The following is a 15781-nucleotide window of genomic DNA, read 5'->3' as shown; positions in this document are numbered from 1 at the left end:
GATGACCGGTTCCCCGCCCGAGGATCGCCCCGGGCCCGGCATCATCGGGCGCAGGCTCGTGCAGTTCTTCCTGGACGAGATGCTCGTCTTCGTGCCGATGCTGCTGCTCGCCGTGCTGGTGATCGTGCTGTTCCACCCGAGCGGCCTGGTGTCACTCCTGCCGTTCCTCAAGGTCGTCGTCTACACCATGCTGGCCCTGGACCTCGTCGGCCTGTGGTTCGTCATGACGTGGTGGCCCTACCGGCACGGCGGCCAGACGCCGGCGATGCGCTGGCTGCGGCTGCGCGTAGTCATGCTCGACGGCTCGCACCCGCCGTTGCGGCTGTTCCTGGTGCGCCAGGTGCTGATGCTCATCGACGGTTTCGCCTGGGGCCTCGCCGGGGTCGTCGTGATGCTGTGCACCCGCCGGCGTCAGCGGTTCGGCGACGTCGTGGCGCGCACGGTCGTCGTCCGGGTGCCCAAGCACAGCCCAGCGGACTCCGAGGAGTCAGTGGACGAGGCCGCTTTCCCAGGCCCAGATGGCTATCTCGGTGCGGTTGCGGGCCCCGAGCTTGCGCTTGGCCGCGCCGATGTGCGTCTTGACGGTGGGCAGCGAAACCACGAGTGAGCGGCAGATCTCGTCGTTCGTCGCGCCGCGGGCGACCGCGCGCACGACGTCGAGTTCGCGGGGTGTCAGCGGGCTTTCGGGCGCGACGGCCTGCCGCGGGTCGCGCCGCGCGTAGTGCGCCAGCAGCCGGGTCGTGATCGCCGGCGACACGAGCGCTTCGCCGTGGGCGGCCGCGTGCACCGCCTCGATGAGCAGGTTCGGCCCGGCGTCCTTGAGCAGGAAGCCGCAGGCGCCGGCGCGCAACGCCGCGTGGACGTTCTCGTCGAGGCCGAACGTCGTGACCATCACGACGTGCAGCGGGTCGGGCACGTCCGGGCCGGCCAGCAGCTCCGTCGCGCGCAGACCGTCCACGCCGGGCATCCGGATGTCCATCAGCGTCACGTCCGGGCGCAGTTCCCGGGCCGCGCGCACGGCTTGCTCGCCGTCGGCGGCCTCCCCGACGACCTCGATGTCCGGTTCGCCTTCGAGGATCAGCCGGAATCCCGCGCGGACCATCGCCTGGTCGTCGGCGATCAACACTCGCGTGGGCAACGGGTTCTCCTCCTCAGCCGGGGTCGAGCGGCAGCCGCGCCGCCACCCGCCAGCGCTGTCCGGCGGCCGGTCCGGCCTGCACCGTACCGCCCACCGCCGCCACCCGCTCGGCCATCCCGAGCAGGCCGTAACCACCGCGGCGGGCGGGCCGCGCGGCGCCGTCGTTGACGACCTCGACGCGCAGCTCGCCGCGGGGTTCGTGGCGCACGAGCACCCGGACCTCGACGGCGTCGGGCGCGTGCCGGCGCACGTTGGTGAGCGATTCGGTGAGCAGCCGGTGCGTGGTCGTCACGACCTCGGGCGTGACCGGGAGGACCGCGAGGTCGTCGCTGACGTCGAGGTGGATGCGGGTGTCGTCGGGCACCGCGCGGTCGACGGCGGTGGCGAGGTCGGCGGGCGGGACGAAGAGGTCCTCGCCGTCGGTCCGCAGCGCGCCGACGAGCCGGCGCATCGCGGAAAGCGCCGCCGCACCGGCGGTTTCGAGCTCGGCGAACGTCTCGGTGTCGCCGCCACTGCGTTCGGCGACGCGGTGCGCGGCCTGGACGCGCACGACGATCCCGGTGATCTGGTGGGCGACGAGGTCGTGCAGCTCGCGCGCGAGCCGAAGTCGTTCGGTGGTGCGGATTTCGAGGACGTCGGCGCGGCTGCGGACCTCGGCGTCGCGCAGGATCAGCCCGACGGCCAGCGCGCCGCCCCAGAGCAGCGCGGCCCCGGCGGCGAAGAGCGCGGCCGGGGTTTCGGCTCCGTAGCGCAGGATCGGGGCGAGCGTGGTGGCCGCGCCGCCGAGGATCGCCAGCGCGGCCGCCGCCCGTGGGGCGAGCCGGTGGCAGCAGGCCCCGACCATCAGCGCGATGGCGAGGGCCTCGGCCGCGCTGGGCTGCGGCGGGAGCTGCCGGCCCGCCGTCGCCGCGATGACGGCGGCGATCGCCGTGCCCAGCAGGGAAAGCCCGGACACGGCGGCGGCCAGCGCGGCCGTGTGGTCGGGGAACCGCCGGCGCAGCACGGCCAGGAGCGCGACGACCGGGCCGAGCCCGGGCGCGAACTCCAGGGTGATCGTGGCGAGCTGACCCTGCACCGGTCCGGGCCGGACGGCGAGGGTCATGTCGAGCGCCACCAGCGCGCCGAGGACGACCGACTCGGCCACGAGCAGCCCGCGCCGGCCCGGCAGGAGGATCACGTGCTCGTTCCGGGAGTCATCTCCCGATCGTGCCTCACCCGAAGTCGGCGCGCTCCACCACGGCGACATCTCATCCCCAGGTACGAGACGCCCGGCGAATCTCGTACCGCCGGTTGATCGCGGCCGCGGTGAAGTTCGCCAGACTCGGGACGGAAGACGAGGCGAGACGGAGGGAATCCGATGCAGGAAACCGCGTTCGTACCCGGCCCGCGGCCCGTGAACGGGAAGGTAGTCGGCTTACCGGGCTGGTACTTCCTGCTGGTCGGCCTGCTGGTGGCCAGCAACGACCTGACCCAGCAGTTCGCGGACCGCTATTCGTGGGTGTCGCTGCTGCCGCTGGTGCTGGTGGCGGTGCACGTCGTCCTGTGGTTCACGATGCTTTCCCGGCGCCGGCAGTACTTGCGGGCGGTGTGGCGCAGCAAGCAGGCGCTCGGCCTGGTCGCCGTGCTGTTCGCGGCGCGGCTGCTGCTCCAGCTGGGGCTGGCCGCGCTGACCGACCGCGTGGCGCCGTTGCACAGCTACACGCACCTGATCCTCGGGCTGACCATGCTGGTGCTGACCACCGCCGGGGCCTGGTTCGACCAGTGGCTCGTGCTGCGGGTGGTGAACAAGCAGCAGCACCCCGGCTTCTGAGCCAGATCCGGGCGTCGGATCCGGGCGTCAGATCTTGCGGAACCGCGCGTCGAAGAGCGCGAACACCCCGAAGGCGGCGATCCCCGCGGCGAGGACGAGCAGCAGTGGCTGCCCGTAGGGCTGCACGGCCAGCGTCTTCAACGCGGGGTCCAGGCCGGCCGCCTTCGCCGGGTCGTAGTTCACCGCGGCCAGCACGAACATCACGCCCACCGCGGCGTAGGCCACCGCGACGGCGCACCAGCCGATCTGGCCCAGGCGTTCGGTCGAGCGCCGGACCGTCCGGGGCGCCTTGCCGAACTCCAGCTCGCGCAGGAACGTCTTGCGGACGCCCCGGTGGACGAGGAAGGCCGCGACGCCGATCACCGCGATCCCGGCCGCGATCACCACGACCGCGCCCCACGGCTGGGCGAGCAGGCCGGCGACCAGGGACTTGCCCTGGCTCGGCGCGCCGAGGGCGGTCTTGCCGGCGCTGTAGGCGACGAGGCCGTACAGCACGACCTCGATCCCGCTGGTCACCCGGCGCAGCAGCCGGCGGCGGGGCGGGGCGTGCCGGTGGCCGGTGAGGACCTCGGTCACCTGCCAGAGCGCGAGCACCGTCGTGCCCACGGTGACCAGCCACAACAGCCAGACACCGGCGCCGTCCGCGACGAGCTGGAGGGCGCCGGCCTTATCGGCTTTCTCGTTGTCGCCCAGCGCCACCTGGGCGGCCAGCCAGGCCACGACGAGGTGCACGATCGCGTAGCACGTGAGCCCGATCCGGGCGATCAGGGTGAAACCTTTGAAATCGGGCATCCGCCGATCCTTGTCCCCCGAGGCCGGATTGGCCAGGACCTTTTTGTCGGTCCCCTTGCGTACGGTCTCGGTGATCGGTCGAGGACGGCCGATCACCCGAGACCGGAGGACCCATGCCCTTCGCCGATGAACTGATCGGCACCCCCGCGGTGCGCGCGCTGATCGCGTCGCTGCACGTCGCCGCCCCGAAGGCGCGGCTGACGAGGTTGCGCGCGGCGGAGGCCGCACTCGGGCCGCTGTCCCTGCGCGAACGCAGCGACCTGCTGCGGGACGCCCTGCTGGAAGACCTGCCGGGCGACTACGCGTCCTTGGCGGCGGTGATGCGGACGGCGGCGGCAGAGGCCCCCACGTTCACCGGCTGGCTGATCTGGCCGGTGACCAGCGCGATCGCGGTCAAGGCGGTCTCCGACGGCGGCCCGAAGGCCTTCGACGACGCCCTCGCGCTGCTGGCGGGGCTGACCCCACGGCTGACGGCCGAGTTCGCGCTGCGCGTGCTGCTCAACCACGACCTGGACCGCGCCCTGGCCAAGATTTCCGGCTGGACAGCGTCGGACAACCACGACGTGCGCCGGCTGGCGTCCGAAGGAACCCGCCCGATGCTGCCGTGGGCCGTCCGCGTACCGGCCATCCTCGCGTCGCCGAAGTCGACACTGCCGATCCTCGACGCGCTCTACCAGGACGAGAGCGAGTACGTCCGCCGCTCGGTGGCCAACCACCTCAACGACCTGAGCAGGCGCGAACCGGACCTGGTGGTCGAGACGGCGTCGGCGTGGCTCGCCGCCCCGGGCGCCGACCCGGCGGTAACCACCCGCCTGGTCCGGCACGCCCTGCGCACGCTGGTCAAACAAGGCCACCCGGGTGCCCTGGCCCTGCTGGGCTTCACCCCGGCCCGGGTCGACGTGACGGGCCCGCGGCTGGTCTCGGACACGGTGCTGATCGGCGACGCCCTGGCGTTCACGGCCTCGATCCGCAACCTGGCCCCGGAGCCGGCCCGCCTGGCGATCGACTACGTGGTCCACCACCGCAAGGCAAACGGCGGCTCCACGACCAAGACGTTCAAGCTGACGACCCAGGTGGTGCCCCCGGGCGAAACGTACGAGCTGACCCGCGAGCACTCGTTCAGGCTGATCACGACCCGCCGCTACCACCCGGGCCCACACGCACTGGAACTACAGATCAACGGAGTGCGAAGCGGCCGAGCAGACTTCAACCTCCTGGCCGAGTAGTGCCGGTCCGCTCGGGACGGGCGGCGAGGGTGCCCGTGAGCGGAAACCGTGCCGCGCCCAAGAATCGCCGCCTACCGCGCGGGCGCGGCGGCCGGAGTGCCCAGCGATCAGTGCTGCAGCACGATCTTCCCCCGTGCGTGGCGGCTTTCGCTGAGTTCGTGCGCGGCCGCGACCTCGGCGAGCGGGAACGTCGCGGCCACCGGGATCCGCAACCGCCCCTCCGCAGCGAGCGTGACCGCGACCGGAAGCCCGTGCAACGCCAAAGGATCCGCGCCCGGCGTGTTCGGGGCGCTGTGCGACATGTGCACCCCGTGAGCCGCCGCGGCGAAATCGGCGATGGTCACCACAGAAGCGGCGCCCGCAAGAGCCACGAGGTCCGGCAGCGCGCCGCCCGCGCAGTCGAACACCGCGTCCACTCCGGACGGTGCCAGGGCCCGGACCCGCTCGACCAGCCCCGGGCCGTACGTCGTCGGCTCCGCGCCCAACGAGCGCAGGAAGTCGTGGTTTGCCACACTCGCCGTGCCGATGACTCGCGCGCCGCGGGCGGTCGCGAACTGGACGGCCACCGAGCCCGTGCCGCCCGCCGCGCCGTGGATCAGCACCGTCTGGCCGGCGCGGACCGCGAGCCGGTCCAGGACGCGGGTGGCCGTCTCGACCGCGCCCGCCGCGCCGCCCGCCTCCGCCCAGCTCCACGCCGGCGGCTTCGGGGCCCACGCCGCCAAGACCGCGAAGTCGGCGTTCGCCCCGCGCGTGGCCGCCGGCGCCATGCCGAACACCGGATCACCGAGCGAGACCCCAGAGAGCCCAGAGACCCCCGTGACGCCGGCGCCGATCTCGTCGACCACCCCCGCGGCGTCGAACCCCGTGCGGAACGGGAAGCGCACCGGCACGACGTCCCGCAGCTCGCCCGAGCGCAACCTGATCTCGCCCGGCGAGATCGCGGACGTCCGGACGGCGATGCGGATCTCACCCGCGCCGGCGTGCGGCGGCGGAACCTCGGCGACCTCCACCACGCTCGGCGGGCCGTACGCGGAAAACCGGACAGCTCTCATACGGGCGAACGTAACGGAGCACCCCGTCCGGTTGGCTAAAGTGAGAGCGGTGACGGCCGAAGTGAGAGCGCCCCTGCGCTCCGACGCCCGCGACAACCGCGGGCGCATCCTGGTGATTGCCCGCGCGGCCTTCGCCGCCGAGGGCCTGGACGTGCCGATCCGCGAGATCGCCCGGCGCGCCGGGGTCGGCGTCGCGACCGTCTACCGGCACTTCCGCACCAAGGAAGCCCTGCTCGCCGAGGCCTTCGCCGAGCAGCTGGCCTCGTGCCGGGCGGTCGTCGAAGACGGCCTCGCGGCGGCCGACCCGTGGCGCGGGTTCTGCCTGGTCATCGAACGGCTCATGGAGGTCCACGCCCTCGACCGCGGCTTCGCCCGCGCGTTCACTTCGCAGCTGCCCGGCATCACGCACTTCGCCGCCGACCGCGACCGGACCCTGCGCCTGCTGCTCCGGCTGGTCCGGCGGGCGAAGGAAGCCGGCGACCTGCGCGACGACTTCGTGCTGGAGGACGTCAGCCTCGCGCTGATGGCGAACGAGGGCATCCGCGCCGAGACGCCCGAGCTGCGGGTGGCGGCGTCCCGGCGGTTCGCGGCCCTGATGATCCAGTCGTTCCGGGCGGACCCCGTCCTGACGCCGTTGCCGCCCGCCGTCCGGCTGCCGCTGTCCCGGGTCGAGCTCAGCAGGGCCCGAAGTAGCGGCACTCGATCAGCACCCTGAGATCGAGCGCCGCGGCGCGCGGTTCGAGGTCGTCGAGCAACGGGCCGACGCCGCCGACGGAGACGACCCGCTCGGCCGTGTCGTGCTCGGCGCAGCCGCTCCCGTGGAGGTTGCCCGCCGGGAGGACGCAGAACACCTCCGCGCCGCCGTCGTCGTAGCTGAAGTAGGCCTGCAACGGGACCGGCGTGGCGTCGGCGACGTCGTTGCACCGCACGCCGCCGAAGCTGCCGGGGAACTCCCAGCCCGGGTCGTCGGCGGTGCGCTCGTCGGCGCGCCAGCCGCGCCCGGTGAGGAACTCGTGCACGCGCTGCCGGTCGGACGCGGTCTGGGCCATCGAGGGATCCCTTCGAACGAGGCGAGGAACCTCCAGTGTCTCGGGACCCCGTCCGCCACGAATGGGTGACCGGGGTCAGCGGCGGAGCGTGGTCTCCGCCGCCATCCGCGACAGCTTCTCGGGGTTGCGCACGGCGTAGACACCGGTGACGAGACCGCCGTCGATCCGCAGCGCCAGCACGGTGTCGAGCTCGCCGTCGAGCGACATGACCAGTGCCGGGTGGCCGTTGACCTGCGCCGGGCGCAGCGTCGCCCGGCCCTCGACCCGGCCCAGCCCGCCGGCCAGCACCCGGCCGACGCGGTCGGCGCCGACCACCGGCCGCAGCACCGCCTGCTTGACCCCGCCGCCGTCGCCCACCAGGACGACGTCCGGGGCGAGGACGTCGAGCAGGCCCTGCAGGTCACCCGTCTCGATCGCCCGCTGGAACGCCTCGAGCGCGGTGCGGGCGGCGGCGCGCGAGACGTCGCCGCGCGGCCGCCGCGCCGTGACGTGCGAGCGGGCCCGGTGCGCGATCTGGCGCACGGCGGCCGCGGACTTGCCGACGGCGTCCGCGATCTCGTCGTAGGGCAGGTCGAAGACGTCACGCAGCACGAACACCGCCCGTTCGGTCGGTGCCAGCGTCTCCAGCACCAGCAGCATCGCCATCGAGACGCTGTCGGCCAATTCGACGTCCTCGGCGACGTCGGGCGCGGTCAGCAGCGGCTCGGGCAGCCACGAGCCGACGTAGGACTCCTTGCGGCGGCCGAGCGTGCGCAGCCGCTGCAGCGCCTGGCGGGTGGTGATCCGGACCAGGTACGCCCGCTGCGCCTGCACGGTCGCCAGGTCGACGCCGACCCACTTCAGCCAGGTCTCCTGCAGGACGTCCTCCGCGTCGGCGGCCGAGCCGAGCATCTCGTAGGCCACCGTGAACAGCAGGTTGCGGTGGGCGAGGAACACCTCGGTGGGGTCGTCCCCGGTCATGTGGTCCCCCTTCGCGGTCGGCTGCGTCCCCCATCAGATACCGGGCGACGCCGTTCTGTGACAGGGCGCCGCTGTGGCGTGGGTCACTGTCACAACGGCCGGGGGCACCGGCATCTGGTGGTCGTCAACGCACGATCACGAGATGAGGACACACACCATGGAAGCCCGATTCGACATGCTGGACAACGAGTTCGCGGCCAAGTTCGGCAAGCGGTTCGCCGGCGTCAGCCTGCTCATCGACCGGTCGCCGCTGCCGAAGGTCGTCCAGGAGCTGGTCAAGATCCGCGCCAGCCAGATCAACGGCTGCGGCTTCTGCACCGACATGCACACCAAGGACGCCACGGCCGACGGCGAGACCTCCGTCCGGCTCAACCTGGTCGCGGCCTGGCGCGAGGCCACCGTGTTCACCGACGCCGAGCGCGCCGCGCTGGCCCTGACCGAGGAGGGCACCCGGCTCGCCGACGCGCACGAGGGCGTGTCCGACGAGACGTGGGCCCGGGCGCGCAAGCACTTCGACGACGACCAGCTCGGCGCGCTCGTCTGCCTGGTCGGCCTGATCAACGCGGCCAACCGGATGAACGTGATCGCCCGCACCCCGGCGGGCTCCTACGAGGCCGGCATGTTCGCCGACTTCGTCCCGGAGGACTGAGCGCCGCGGCGGTGCCCGACAAGTCCACTGTGGACACCGCCGTGGCCGTCAGGCCGACGTCACCGGCCGGATCACCTCGTCGGCCAGCCACTTCGCGACGCCGTCCGGGTACGGCGACGCCACGCTCAGGACGAAGTGCCCGAAGCCCGCGTCCCGGGCTTCGCGGATCGCGTCCCGGGTGGTGCCGGGCTCGTCGTAGGACACCGGCAGGTGGATCGAGCGGGTGATGGCCGCCGGGTCGCGGCCGACCTCGCCGCAGTAGCGGTCCAGCAGCGCGCTGCGGCTCACGACGTCCGCGAGGTCGCCGCCGGGGATGTTCCACACGTCGGCGTGCTCGGCGACCACGCGCAGCGTCGCGGCCGCACGCCCGCCGACGACGATCGGCGGGTGCGGCCGCTGGACCGGCTTCGGGCTGCCGAACGCCCCGGTCAGCCGGTGGTGGACGCCGTCGAAGTCGAACGGCTCGTCCTCGGTCCACAGCCGCTTGATCAGCGTGCAGGCCTCGGCGAAGCTCGCCACGGCGTCCGCGGTCTCCAGGAAGGGCAGGCCGTGGGCCGCGTACTCGCGCCGGGCCAGGGGATGGCTGGGCCGCGAGCCGACGCCGATGCCGAAGTCGAGCCGGCCACCGGACACGACGTCGACCGTCGTGGCGATCTTGGCCAGCACGGCCGGCGGCCGGAAGCGGTTGCTGGTCACCAAAAGGCCCAGGCGCAGCCGGGACGTCTGCGCGGCCAGTGCCGAAAGCAGCGTCCAGCCCTCGAAGATCGGGCCGTCCGGGTCGCCGAAGATCGGCATGAGGTGGTCGAACAGCCAGGCGTGCTCGATCTCGGGGATCGCGTCCGCCTCGCGCCAGACGCGCAGGATTTCGGGGTAGGAGACCTGCGAAGGCGCGGTCATGATGCCGAATCGCGGAGCGGACATGTCAGCGGCGCCTCAGGGTCGGGTCGAGCAGGGCGGGCGGGGTGTCGAACTTCTCGTCGGGGGCCAGGTCGAGGCCCGGCGCGACGATCGCGTCGATCTCGTCGAGCACGTCGGCGGGCAGCACGGTGTCGGCGGCGGCGAGCTGCGAGTGCAGGTGGTCGAGCGTGCGGGGGCCGATGATCGCGCTGGTCACGGCGCGGTGCGCGGTGACGAACCCGAGCGCGAGCTGGATCAGCGTCAGCCCGGCCTCGTCGGCGACCTTCACCAGCCGCTCGACGGCGTCGAGCCGGGCCCGGTTGGCGGGCAGGGCGAGGTCGAAGCGCTGCGGCAGGACCCGCGACCGGCTGGTGGTGATCTCCCGGCCTTCGCGGACCGCGCCCGAGAGCCAGCCCGACGCGAGCGGGCTCCACGCCAGCACGCCGAGGCCGTACTCCTCGGTCACCGGCAGCACGTGGGTCTCGACCCCGCGCTGCAGGATCGAATAGCCGGGCTGCTCGGTGACGTAGCGGCTCAGGTGGTGCTCGCGGGCGGCCCACTGGGCCTGCACGATCCGGTACGCGGGGAAGGTCGACGAGCCGAAGTAGCGGATCTTGCCCGCGCGCTGCAGGTCGGTGAGCGCGGAGAGCGTTTCCTCGTCGCCGGTGGCCGGGTCCCACCGGTGCATCTGGTAGAGGTCGACGTGGTCGACGCCGAGCCGGCGCAGGCTGTGGTCCAGCTCGGTGACCAGCCAGCGGCGGGAGCTGCCCCGGTGGTTGCGCTCCTCGCCGATCGGCATGGTCGCCTTGGTGGCGAGCACGAGGTCGTCGCGGCGCCCGGCGATGGCCTTGCCGACCATCACCTCCGACTCGCCGTCGCCGTACATGTCGGCGGTGTCGACGAAGTTGATCCCGCCCTCGAGCGCGGCGTCGACGATCGCGGTGGCCTCGTCCTGGGTGGTGCGCCCGATGGCACCGAAGTTCATCGCGCCGAGCGCGAGCGAGCTGACCTGCACACCGGTGCGGCCCATCGTGCGGTACTGCATGAGACTGGTCCTCCATGGCATCATGGATAAGCGGAACGTTGCTCCACTAACGATACGGAGCATTGTTCCGTTTTGCAACCGACGGGAGGAACGGCGTGGTGGACGAGGGCGCCCAGGGGCAGGCACGGCCGAAGCGGGCCGACGCCCGGCGCAACCAGGAGACGCTGCTCGACGCGGCCGCGGCGGTGTTCGTCGCCTCCGGCGTGGACGCGCCGGTGCGGGACATCGCGGCCAAGGCCGGCGTCGGGATGGGCACGATCTACCGCCACTTCCCGACCCGGGCGGACCTGGTCATCGCCGTCTACCGGCACCAGGTCGAAGCCTGCGCGGAGGCCGGCCCGGCCCTGCTCGCGGCCGCCGAAAGCCCACACGCCGCGCTGGCAGAGTGGATCGACCTGTTCGTCGGCTTCCTGGTGACCAAGCACGGCCTGGCGGGGGCGATGCAGTCCGACCAAGCCGGCTTCGAGACGCTGCACGCGTACTTCCTCGACCGGCTCGTGCCGGTGTGCACCGAGCTGCTCGACGCCGCGGTGGCGGCCGGCGAGGTCCGCGCCGACGTCGCGGCCCTGCAGCTCATGCGCGGCGTCGGGAACCTGTGCATCGGCGCGGACACCGACGCCGGTTACGACGCGCGCCGGCTGGTCGAGCTGCTCATCGCGGGGCTGCGGGTGCCGCGCTGAGGCGTCACTCGGCGACGAACGCGCGCTGCTCCTCGGTGATGTCGGTGAACATCCGCTTGAACCGCGCGTAGTCCTCGGCGCCGAGGCGCTGCGCGTGCCGCCGCTGCATGTCCGCCATGATCGCGTCCGCCGTGCGCATCTGGTCGAGCCCGCGCGCGGTGGGGCGGATCAGCTTCGCGCGGCGGTCGCTCGGGTCGGGCCGGCGCTCGACGTAGCCGAGGGCTTCCAGCTCGTCGACGAGCGTGCCGACGATCTGCTTGTGCTGGCCGGACAGGCGCGACAGCTCGGTCGCGCGCACGCCGGCGGGATCCAGGTGGGCGAGCACGGCGCCGTGGCGGGGGTTCAGGTCGCCGAAACCGCGCGCGGCCAGCGTGGTGAACAGCTCCCGCTGCACCGCGAACAGGAGCCGGCCCGCCAGGACGCCCAGATCGGGGTCCGTCGCGGTGCGCTCGGCTCGGGTGACCATCCGCCCAGCCTACCGAGCGGGCATCGCGCGGCGCGAGCACCGCGGCCGGTTCCTCCACAGTGGACCATCGGTGCGCGGGAACCCGAAACCGGTGTTGGCCGTCCGTCAAGCCGGCGGCGGCGCGTTCACCCGCTGTCGTCCGGCGTCATCCGACCAGGGAACGCAATCGGCCGCCCGGGTTGTTCCCGCCGTCGCGATCCGGTCCGCTCGCGGAGTCGGATAGGCCGATCAGGCCGCGGAACCGGACGTCTTCCGTTTACCGGAGTGAACGTTCTTGTGACCCCCGACAACGGGCCGCTAGCGTTGCTCATCGGGCCGAGGGAAATCGTCCGGCCCATTTATTTCCGGCGTGGGAAAAGAAGGAGCCGCCCGTGATTTCCACCGACCAGCCCGTGATCCGCAGCGCGTACCAGCAGTCGATCGCCGACTACTGGAACCGGGAAAAGGATCCGGTGAACCTCCGGCTGGGCGACGTCGACGGGCTCTACCACCACCACTACGGCATCGGCGAATACGACCCCGCGGTGCTGGAGGCACCCGAAGACGTCCGGGACGCCACGATCATCGCGGAAATGCACCGGCTGGAAACCGCGCAGGCCGAGGTGCTCCTCGACCACCTCGGCGCGATCGGCCCCGGTGACCGGCTGCTCGACGCCGGCTGCGGCCGCGGCGGCAGCAGCATCATGGCCAACCACCGCTTCGGCTGCCGGGTCGACGGCGTGTCCATTTCGGAGCAGCAGGTCGCGTTCGCCAACGAGCAGGCGGCCAAGCGCGGGGTCGCCGACCAGGTGCAGTACCACCTGCGCAACATGCTCGACACGGGCTTCGAAACCGGTGCCTTCAAGGGCATCTGGAACAACGAGAGCACGATGTACGTCGACCTGCACCAGCTCTTCGCCGAGCACGCCCGCCAGCTCGCGCCGGGCGGCCGGTACGTCACCATCACCGGGTGCTACAACGACGTGACCGGCGGCCGGTCGCGCGCGGTGAGCCAGATCGACCAGCACTACATCTGCAACATCCACGCCCGCGGCGACTACTTCAAGGCCTTGTCCGCCAACGGTTTCGTGCCCATCAACGTCGTCGACCTCACCGCCGCCACGATCCCGTACTGGGAGCTGCGCGCGCAGTCGTCGGTGGCCACCGGGATCGAGGACCCGTTCCTCACGGCCTACCGCGAAGGCAGCTTCCACTACCTGCTCATCGCCGCCGACCGGATCTGAGCGAGGGGATTCCCGATGACCGGCACCGTTCCCGAGTGTCCTCTGTGGACGCTGGACGACGCGCTCGCGTTCTCCGCGGGCCCGTCGGGGATCGGCACGTCCGCGGCCCGGATCTCGGCGCAGCTCGCCGACGACCCGGTGTACGTCGAACGGCAGTGGGGTGACGGGACGGCGTCGCCGCTGTACGTCCCGGTGGTCGAACGCGTCGACGAGCCGCTGGCCGGGGAGGTCGACCGGCGGCTCGTCGCGTGGGCACTGGAGTGCGGGTTCACCGGGGCGGGGCTCGAGCAGATCGCCAAGGCGGGCTTCGGGCGCCTGGCGATGCTGGCCCACCCCGACAGCGCGGACCCGGACCTGCTGCTGATCGCCGCGCAGCTCAACGCCGTGTGGTGGGCCGCGGACGACTACTACGCCGACGACAGCGCGCTCGGCGCGTCCCCGACCGAGCTCCCGCCGCGGCTGGCGCTGGTGATGGCGGCGATGGACCCGGTCGCCCCGGCGGGCGAGTTCACCGACGCGCTCGACGAAGCCCTGCGGGCCGACCCGATCCTGGTCGGGCTGAACTCGGCGATCGGGCACCTGGGCCGGCACGCCACGCCGACGCAGGTCCAGCGCGTCTGCTACGCGACGTTCTCGATGTTCGTCAGCTGGGACGCGTACGCGGCCTGGCGCTACACGGCGAAGTACCCGCCGGCGTGGGAGTACCTCGCCGCGCGCCAGCACGACAGCTTCTACACGTCGATGACGCTCTGCGACCCGGTCGGCGGCTACGAACTGCCCGCCGCGCACTACTACGACCCGCGCGTGCGCCGGGCGATGATGCGCGCCGGCACCGCCTGCGTGCTGGTGAACGACCTGTACTCGGTGGCGAAGGACGCCGCCGACGAGAACCCGGTGTGCAACATGGTCCTGCAGATCGCGGCCGACCGGGGGTGCTCGATCGAGGAGGCCACCGAGGCCACCGTGGAGCTGCACAACAAGCTCGTCCGCGAGTTCGAGGCGGGGCACCGGGAACTGCTCGCGGTGCCCGCGCCGGAACTGCACCGCTTCCTGAAGGGGGTGCGATCCTGGATGGGCGGCGGCTACGAGTGGCACGCCACCAACCCGCGCTACCGGACCTGAGGGCATCCGAGCCTGCCGGGACCTGTTCGGGGGCAGGTCCCGGCGGCCCGGAAAATCAGGCGCCGGCCGAGACCTCGACGACGAACGGTCCCGGGTGGCCGGCGAAGATCAGCCGGCCCGCGCGCCGACCGCGTTCAGCTGCGCGGTGACGGCCTGGTCGAGCACCGCGTCGAGCGGGTCGGTGCTCACCCCGGCCCACCCGGTCACGACGAGAGCTGCTCGTGCCAGGAGGTGAACGCCGCGACGAGGTCCTCGGGAGCGCCGGCCTCGCGCAGGCGGGCCGTCTCCTCCTCGACGTACTGGACGTACAGCGGCCGCAGGTGGGCCAGCAGCTCCGGCTCGGCCTCCGCGGGGTTGAGCGGCCGGCCCTCGCGGACCTGCCGGGCCAGGTGGACCAGCGGCGCCGCCGAGGCGTCGGGACGGCCGAGGTACCACGTGATCGCCTCGTCGTTGGTCGCCGCGCGGCCGGTCGCCGTCGTGCCCGTGTAACCGAAGCGGAGCGGGAAGAACACGGCCTTCGTAAACCACACCGGGTCGGCCAGCAGCCGCTTCGGGCGGGCGAACTCGCCGAGCACCTCGTCGGTCGCCAGGACGGCGACGGCGAACCGCGCGCTCTCCACCCGCAGCTGCTCGCTGTCCGGGCGCGCCACCTTCGCGGTGACGTCCTCGCCGAACAGGAGCGTGGCGTGCTCGGCCAGCTCGAGCCGGTCGATCGCCGGGAAGCGCCCGTCCTGCTCGCCGCGGCTCAGGGCCGGCAGCGAGCCCCAGAACACGGACAGCTTGCGGTGCAACGGACTGCGCTCCCGCAGCGATTCGCCGAGGGCCTCGAACGTCGCCGGGTCGTCGTCGTGGCGGTCGGCGAGGACGACGGCCAGGTCGATGTCGCTGACGGCGGGCGAGTAGCCGCCGTAGGAGAGGCTGCCCAGGAGGTACGCCGCGATCAGGCGCTCCCCGAAGGCTTCCTGGTACGTGCGCGCGGCTTCGACGGCGACGGCGCGGGCCGCCGTGGCCGGATCGGTCGTGGTCATGCCGCGACGGTATCGCGCAGCGCGCGCTCCGCGATGCGGTTCGAGACGACGACGATGACCTGCCACGCCCGGTCCAGCACGGTCACGAGCGCCTCGACCGTCCAGTCGCTGCGCTGCCGCAACACTTCGTAGCCCATTTCGAGGTGTTCGACGTCGGCCTCGTCGTGCAGCTCGAAGTACTCGTCGTCGGGGAACGCCCGGGTGCCCGCCTGGCTGAACACGAGGCTCCCGGCTTCGAGCGCGAGGTGCGCGAGGACGGCGCGCTGGACACCGGGCAGCACCGCGAACTGGTCGACGAACCACGACGCGCCCGCCTCGATGACCGGGTCCCAGACCAGCTCCCGGTCGTCCGCGCGGCTGCGGGCCAGGATCTTGTCGTGCCCGATCTCCTCCTCCTGGTGCTCCAGGGCGAGCGCCCGCAGCTGCGGGTCGGACTCGAAGGTGACGCGTGCGCTGATCATCCGCTGGAAGGCGTTCGACCACGGCTGCAGGTAGGTGAGCACGGCCTTCTTGGTCTCGTCCGACGTGGTCTCGTCGGTCAGCAGCCGGATCAGGTCCGACGACTCGTACTCGCGCTGCCGCTCCTGGTTGTAGGCGGCGACGCGCTCGACGTCCTGCTGGGTCATGATCGGCTCCTTCCGGTG

General features: G+C 72.5%; 19 protein-coding genes. 8 read left to right on the top strand and 11 right to left on the bottom strand.

The window, feature by feature from the left end; all coding sequences use genetic code 11:
* The first annotated feature begins 1 nt into the window (after window position 1).
* Complete coding sequence (locus OG439_RS24135; RefSeq protein WP_326943145.1) at window positions 2–607, top strand: RDD family protein; 606 nt, start codon at window positions 2–4, stop codon at window positions 605–607.
* Here the strand turns inward: OG439_RS24135 and OG439_RS24130 are convergent.
* Both OG439_RS24130 and OG439_RS24125 read right to left on the bottom strand, forming a co-directional pair.
* On the bottom strand, window positions 488–1138 hold the full coding sequence (locus OG439_RS24130; RefSeq protein ID WP_256475199.1) for a response regulator: 651 nt from the start codon (window positions 1136–1138) through the stop codon (window positions 488–490). The two genes, OG439_RS24135 and OG439_RS24130, sit on opposite strands and share 120 nt — an antisense overlap.
* A 13-nt stretch (window positions 1139–1151) precedes the next feature.
* Entirely contained in the window at window positions 1152–2315 is a 1164-nt protein-coding gene (locus tag OG439_RS24125; RefSeq protein ID WP_326943144.1) for a sensor histidine kinase, read from the bottom strand.
* 180 nt (window positions 2316–2495) lie between these two features.
* Here OG439_RS24125 and OG439_RS24120 point away from each other — a divergent pair, with 180 nt between their 5' ends.
* Window positions 2496–2948, top strand: a complete 453-nt coding sequence (locus tag OG439_RS24120) for a hypothetical protein (protein WP_326943143.1) — start codon at window positions 2496–2498, stop codon at window positions 2946–2948.
* A gap of 27 nt (window positions 2949–2975) precedes the next feature.
* On the opposite strand, the gene OG439_RS24115 is transcribed toward OG439_RS24120, so the two are convergent.
* A complete protein-coding gene (locus OG439_RS24115; RefSeq protein WP_326943142.1) occupies window positions 2976–3740 on the bottom strand; it encodes a DUF1206 domain-containing protein in 765 nt (254 codons plus the stop codon).
* A gap of 113 nt (window positions 3741–3853) precedes the next feature.
* Here OG439_RS24115 and OG439_RS24110 point away from each other — a divergent pair, with 113 nt between their 5' ends.
* Window positions 3854–4966 (top strand): DNA alkylation repair protein, encoded by a 1113-nt coding sequence (locus OG439_RS24110; protein ID WP_326943141.1) that lies wholly within the window; start codon window positions 3854–3856, stop codon window positions 4964–4966.
* 107 nt (window positions 4967–5073) lie between these two features.
* Here OG439_RS24110 and OG439_RS24105 read toward each other — a convergent pair whose 3' ends face one another.
* Window positions 5074–6018: an NADP-dependent oxidoreductase gene (locus OG439_RS24105; protein WP_326943140.1), complete on the bottom strand. Its 945-nt coding sequence runs from the start codon at window positions 6016–6018 to the stop codon at window positions 5074–5076.
* A gap of 49 nt (window positions 6019–6067) precedes the next feature.
* Here OG439_RS24105 and OG439_RS24100 point away from each other — a divergent pair, with 49 nt between their 5' ends.
* The gene (locus OG439_RS24100) at window positions 6068–6733 is read left to right on the top strand and encodes a TetR/AcrR family transcriptional regulator (protein WP_326943139.1); all 666 of its coding nucleotides are present in this window, start codon (window positions 6068–6070) and stop codon (window positions 6731–6733) included.
* Here OG439_RS24100 and OG439_RS24095 read toward each other — a convergent pair.
* Window positions 6693–7067 (bottom strand): hypothetical protein, encoded by a 375-nt coding sequence (locus OG439_RS24095; RefSeq protein ID WP_326943138.1) that lies wholly within the window; start codon window positions 7065–7067, stop codon window positions 6693–6695. The two genes, OG439_RS24100 and OG439_RS24095, sit on opposite strands and share 41 nt — an antisense overlap.
* Before the next feature lie 75 nt (window positions 7068–7142).
* Window positions 7143–8027, bottom strand: coding sequence for an RNA polymerase sigma-70 factor (locus tag OG439_RS24090; RefSeq protein WP_326943137.1), 885 nt, complete (start codon window positions 8025–8027; stop codon window positions 7143–7145).
* A 157-nt stretch (window positions 8028–8184) separates the two neighbouring features.
* Between OG439_RS24090 and OG439_RS24085 the strand changes: the two genes are divergently transcribed.
* Window positions 8185–8676 carry a carboxymuconolactone decarboxylase family protein gene (locus tag OG439_RS24085; RefSeq protein ID WP_326943136.1) on the top strand — a complete coding sequence of 164 codons (492 nt, stop codon included), beginning with the start codon at window positions 8185–8187 and terminating at the stop codon, window positions 8674–8676.
* Between the two features lie 48 nt (window positions 8677–8724).
* On the opposite strand, the gene OG439_RS24080 is transcribed toward OG439_RS24085, so the two are convergent.
* On the bottom strand, window positions 8725–9597 hold the full coding sequence (locus tag OG439_RS24080) for an LLM class flavin-dependent oxidoreductase (protein ID WP_326943135.1): 873 nt from the start codon (window positions 9595–9597) through the stop codon (window positions 8725–8727).
* Window position 9598: 1 nt separating this feature from the next.
* A complete protein-coding gene (locus OG439_RS24075) occupies window positions 9599–10618 on the bottom strand; it encodes an aldo/keto reductase (protein WP_326943134.1) in 1020 nt (339 codons plus the stop codon).
* A gap of 95 nt (window positions 10619–10713) precedes the next feature.
* On the opposite strand from OG439_RS24075, the gene OG439_RS24070 reads away from it, so the two are divergent.
* Window positions 10714–11298, top strand: coding sequence for a TetR/AcrR family transcriptional regulator (locus OG439_RS24070; protein ID WP_442792213.1), 585 nt, complete (start codon window positions 10714–10716; stop codon window positions 11296–11298).
* Window positions 11299–11302: 4 nt separating this feature from the next.
* Here the strand turns inward: OG439_RS24070 and OG439_RS24065 are convergent, their stop codons facing one another.
* Window positions 11303–11764, bottom strand: coding sequence for a MarR family winged helix-turn-helix transcriptional regulator (locus OG439_RS24065; RefSeq protein WP_326943133.1), 462 nt, complete (start codon window positions 11762–11764; stop codon window positions 11303–11305).
* 371 nt (window positions 11765–12135) lie between these two features.
* Between OG439_RS24065 and OG439_RS24060 the strand changes: the two genes are divergently transcribed.
* Together OG439_RS24060 and OG439_RS24055 are read left to right on the top strand one after the other, a co-directional pair.
* Window positions 12136–12987, top strand: coding sequence for a geranyl diphosphate 2-C-methyltransferase (locus OG439_RS24060; protein ID WP_247054861.1), 852 nt, complete (start codon window positions 12136–12138; stop codon window positions 12985–12987).
* A gap of 15 nt (window positions 12988–13002) precedes the next feature.
* On the top strand, window positions 13003–14109 hold the full coding sequence (locus OG439_RS24055) for a family 2 encapsulin nanocompartment cargo protein terpene cyclase (RefSeq protein ID WP_326943132.1): 1107 nt from the start codon (window positions 13003–13005) through the stop codon (window positions 14107–14109).
* A 203-nt stretch (window positions 14110–14312) separates the two neighbouring features.
* Here OG439_RS24055 and OG439_RS24050 read toward each other — a convergent pair whose 3' ends face one another.
* Both OG439_RS24050 and OG439_RS24045 read right to left on the bottom strand, forming a co-directional pair.
* Window positions 14313–15137, bottom strand: a complete 825-nt coding sequence (locus OG439_RS24050; RefSeq protein WP_326943131.1) for a nucleotidyltransferase domain-containing protein — start codon at window positions 15135–15137, stop codon at window positions 14313–14315.
* Window positions 15134–15763 (bottom strand): hypothetical protein, encoded by a 630-nt coding sequence (locus OG439_RS24045; RefSeq protein WP_247054853.1) that lies wholly within the window; start codon window positions 15761–15763, stop codon window positions 15134–15136. The genes OG439_RS24050 and OG439_RS24045 overlap by 4 nt, the downstream gene beginning before the upstream one ends.
* Window positions 15764–15781 lie beyond the last annotated feature (18 nt).

The organism is Amycolatopsis sp. NBC_01307, from assembly GCF_035975215.1.
Taxonomy (GTDB): domain Bacteria; phylum Actinomycetota; class Actinomycetes; order Mycobacteriales; family Pseudonocardiaceae; genus Amycolatopsis.
This window is presented reverse-complemented; position numbering and strand designations above follow the sequence as displayed.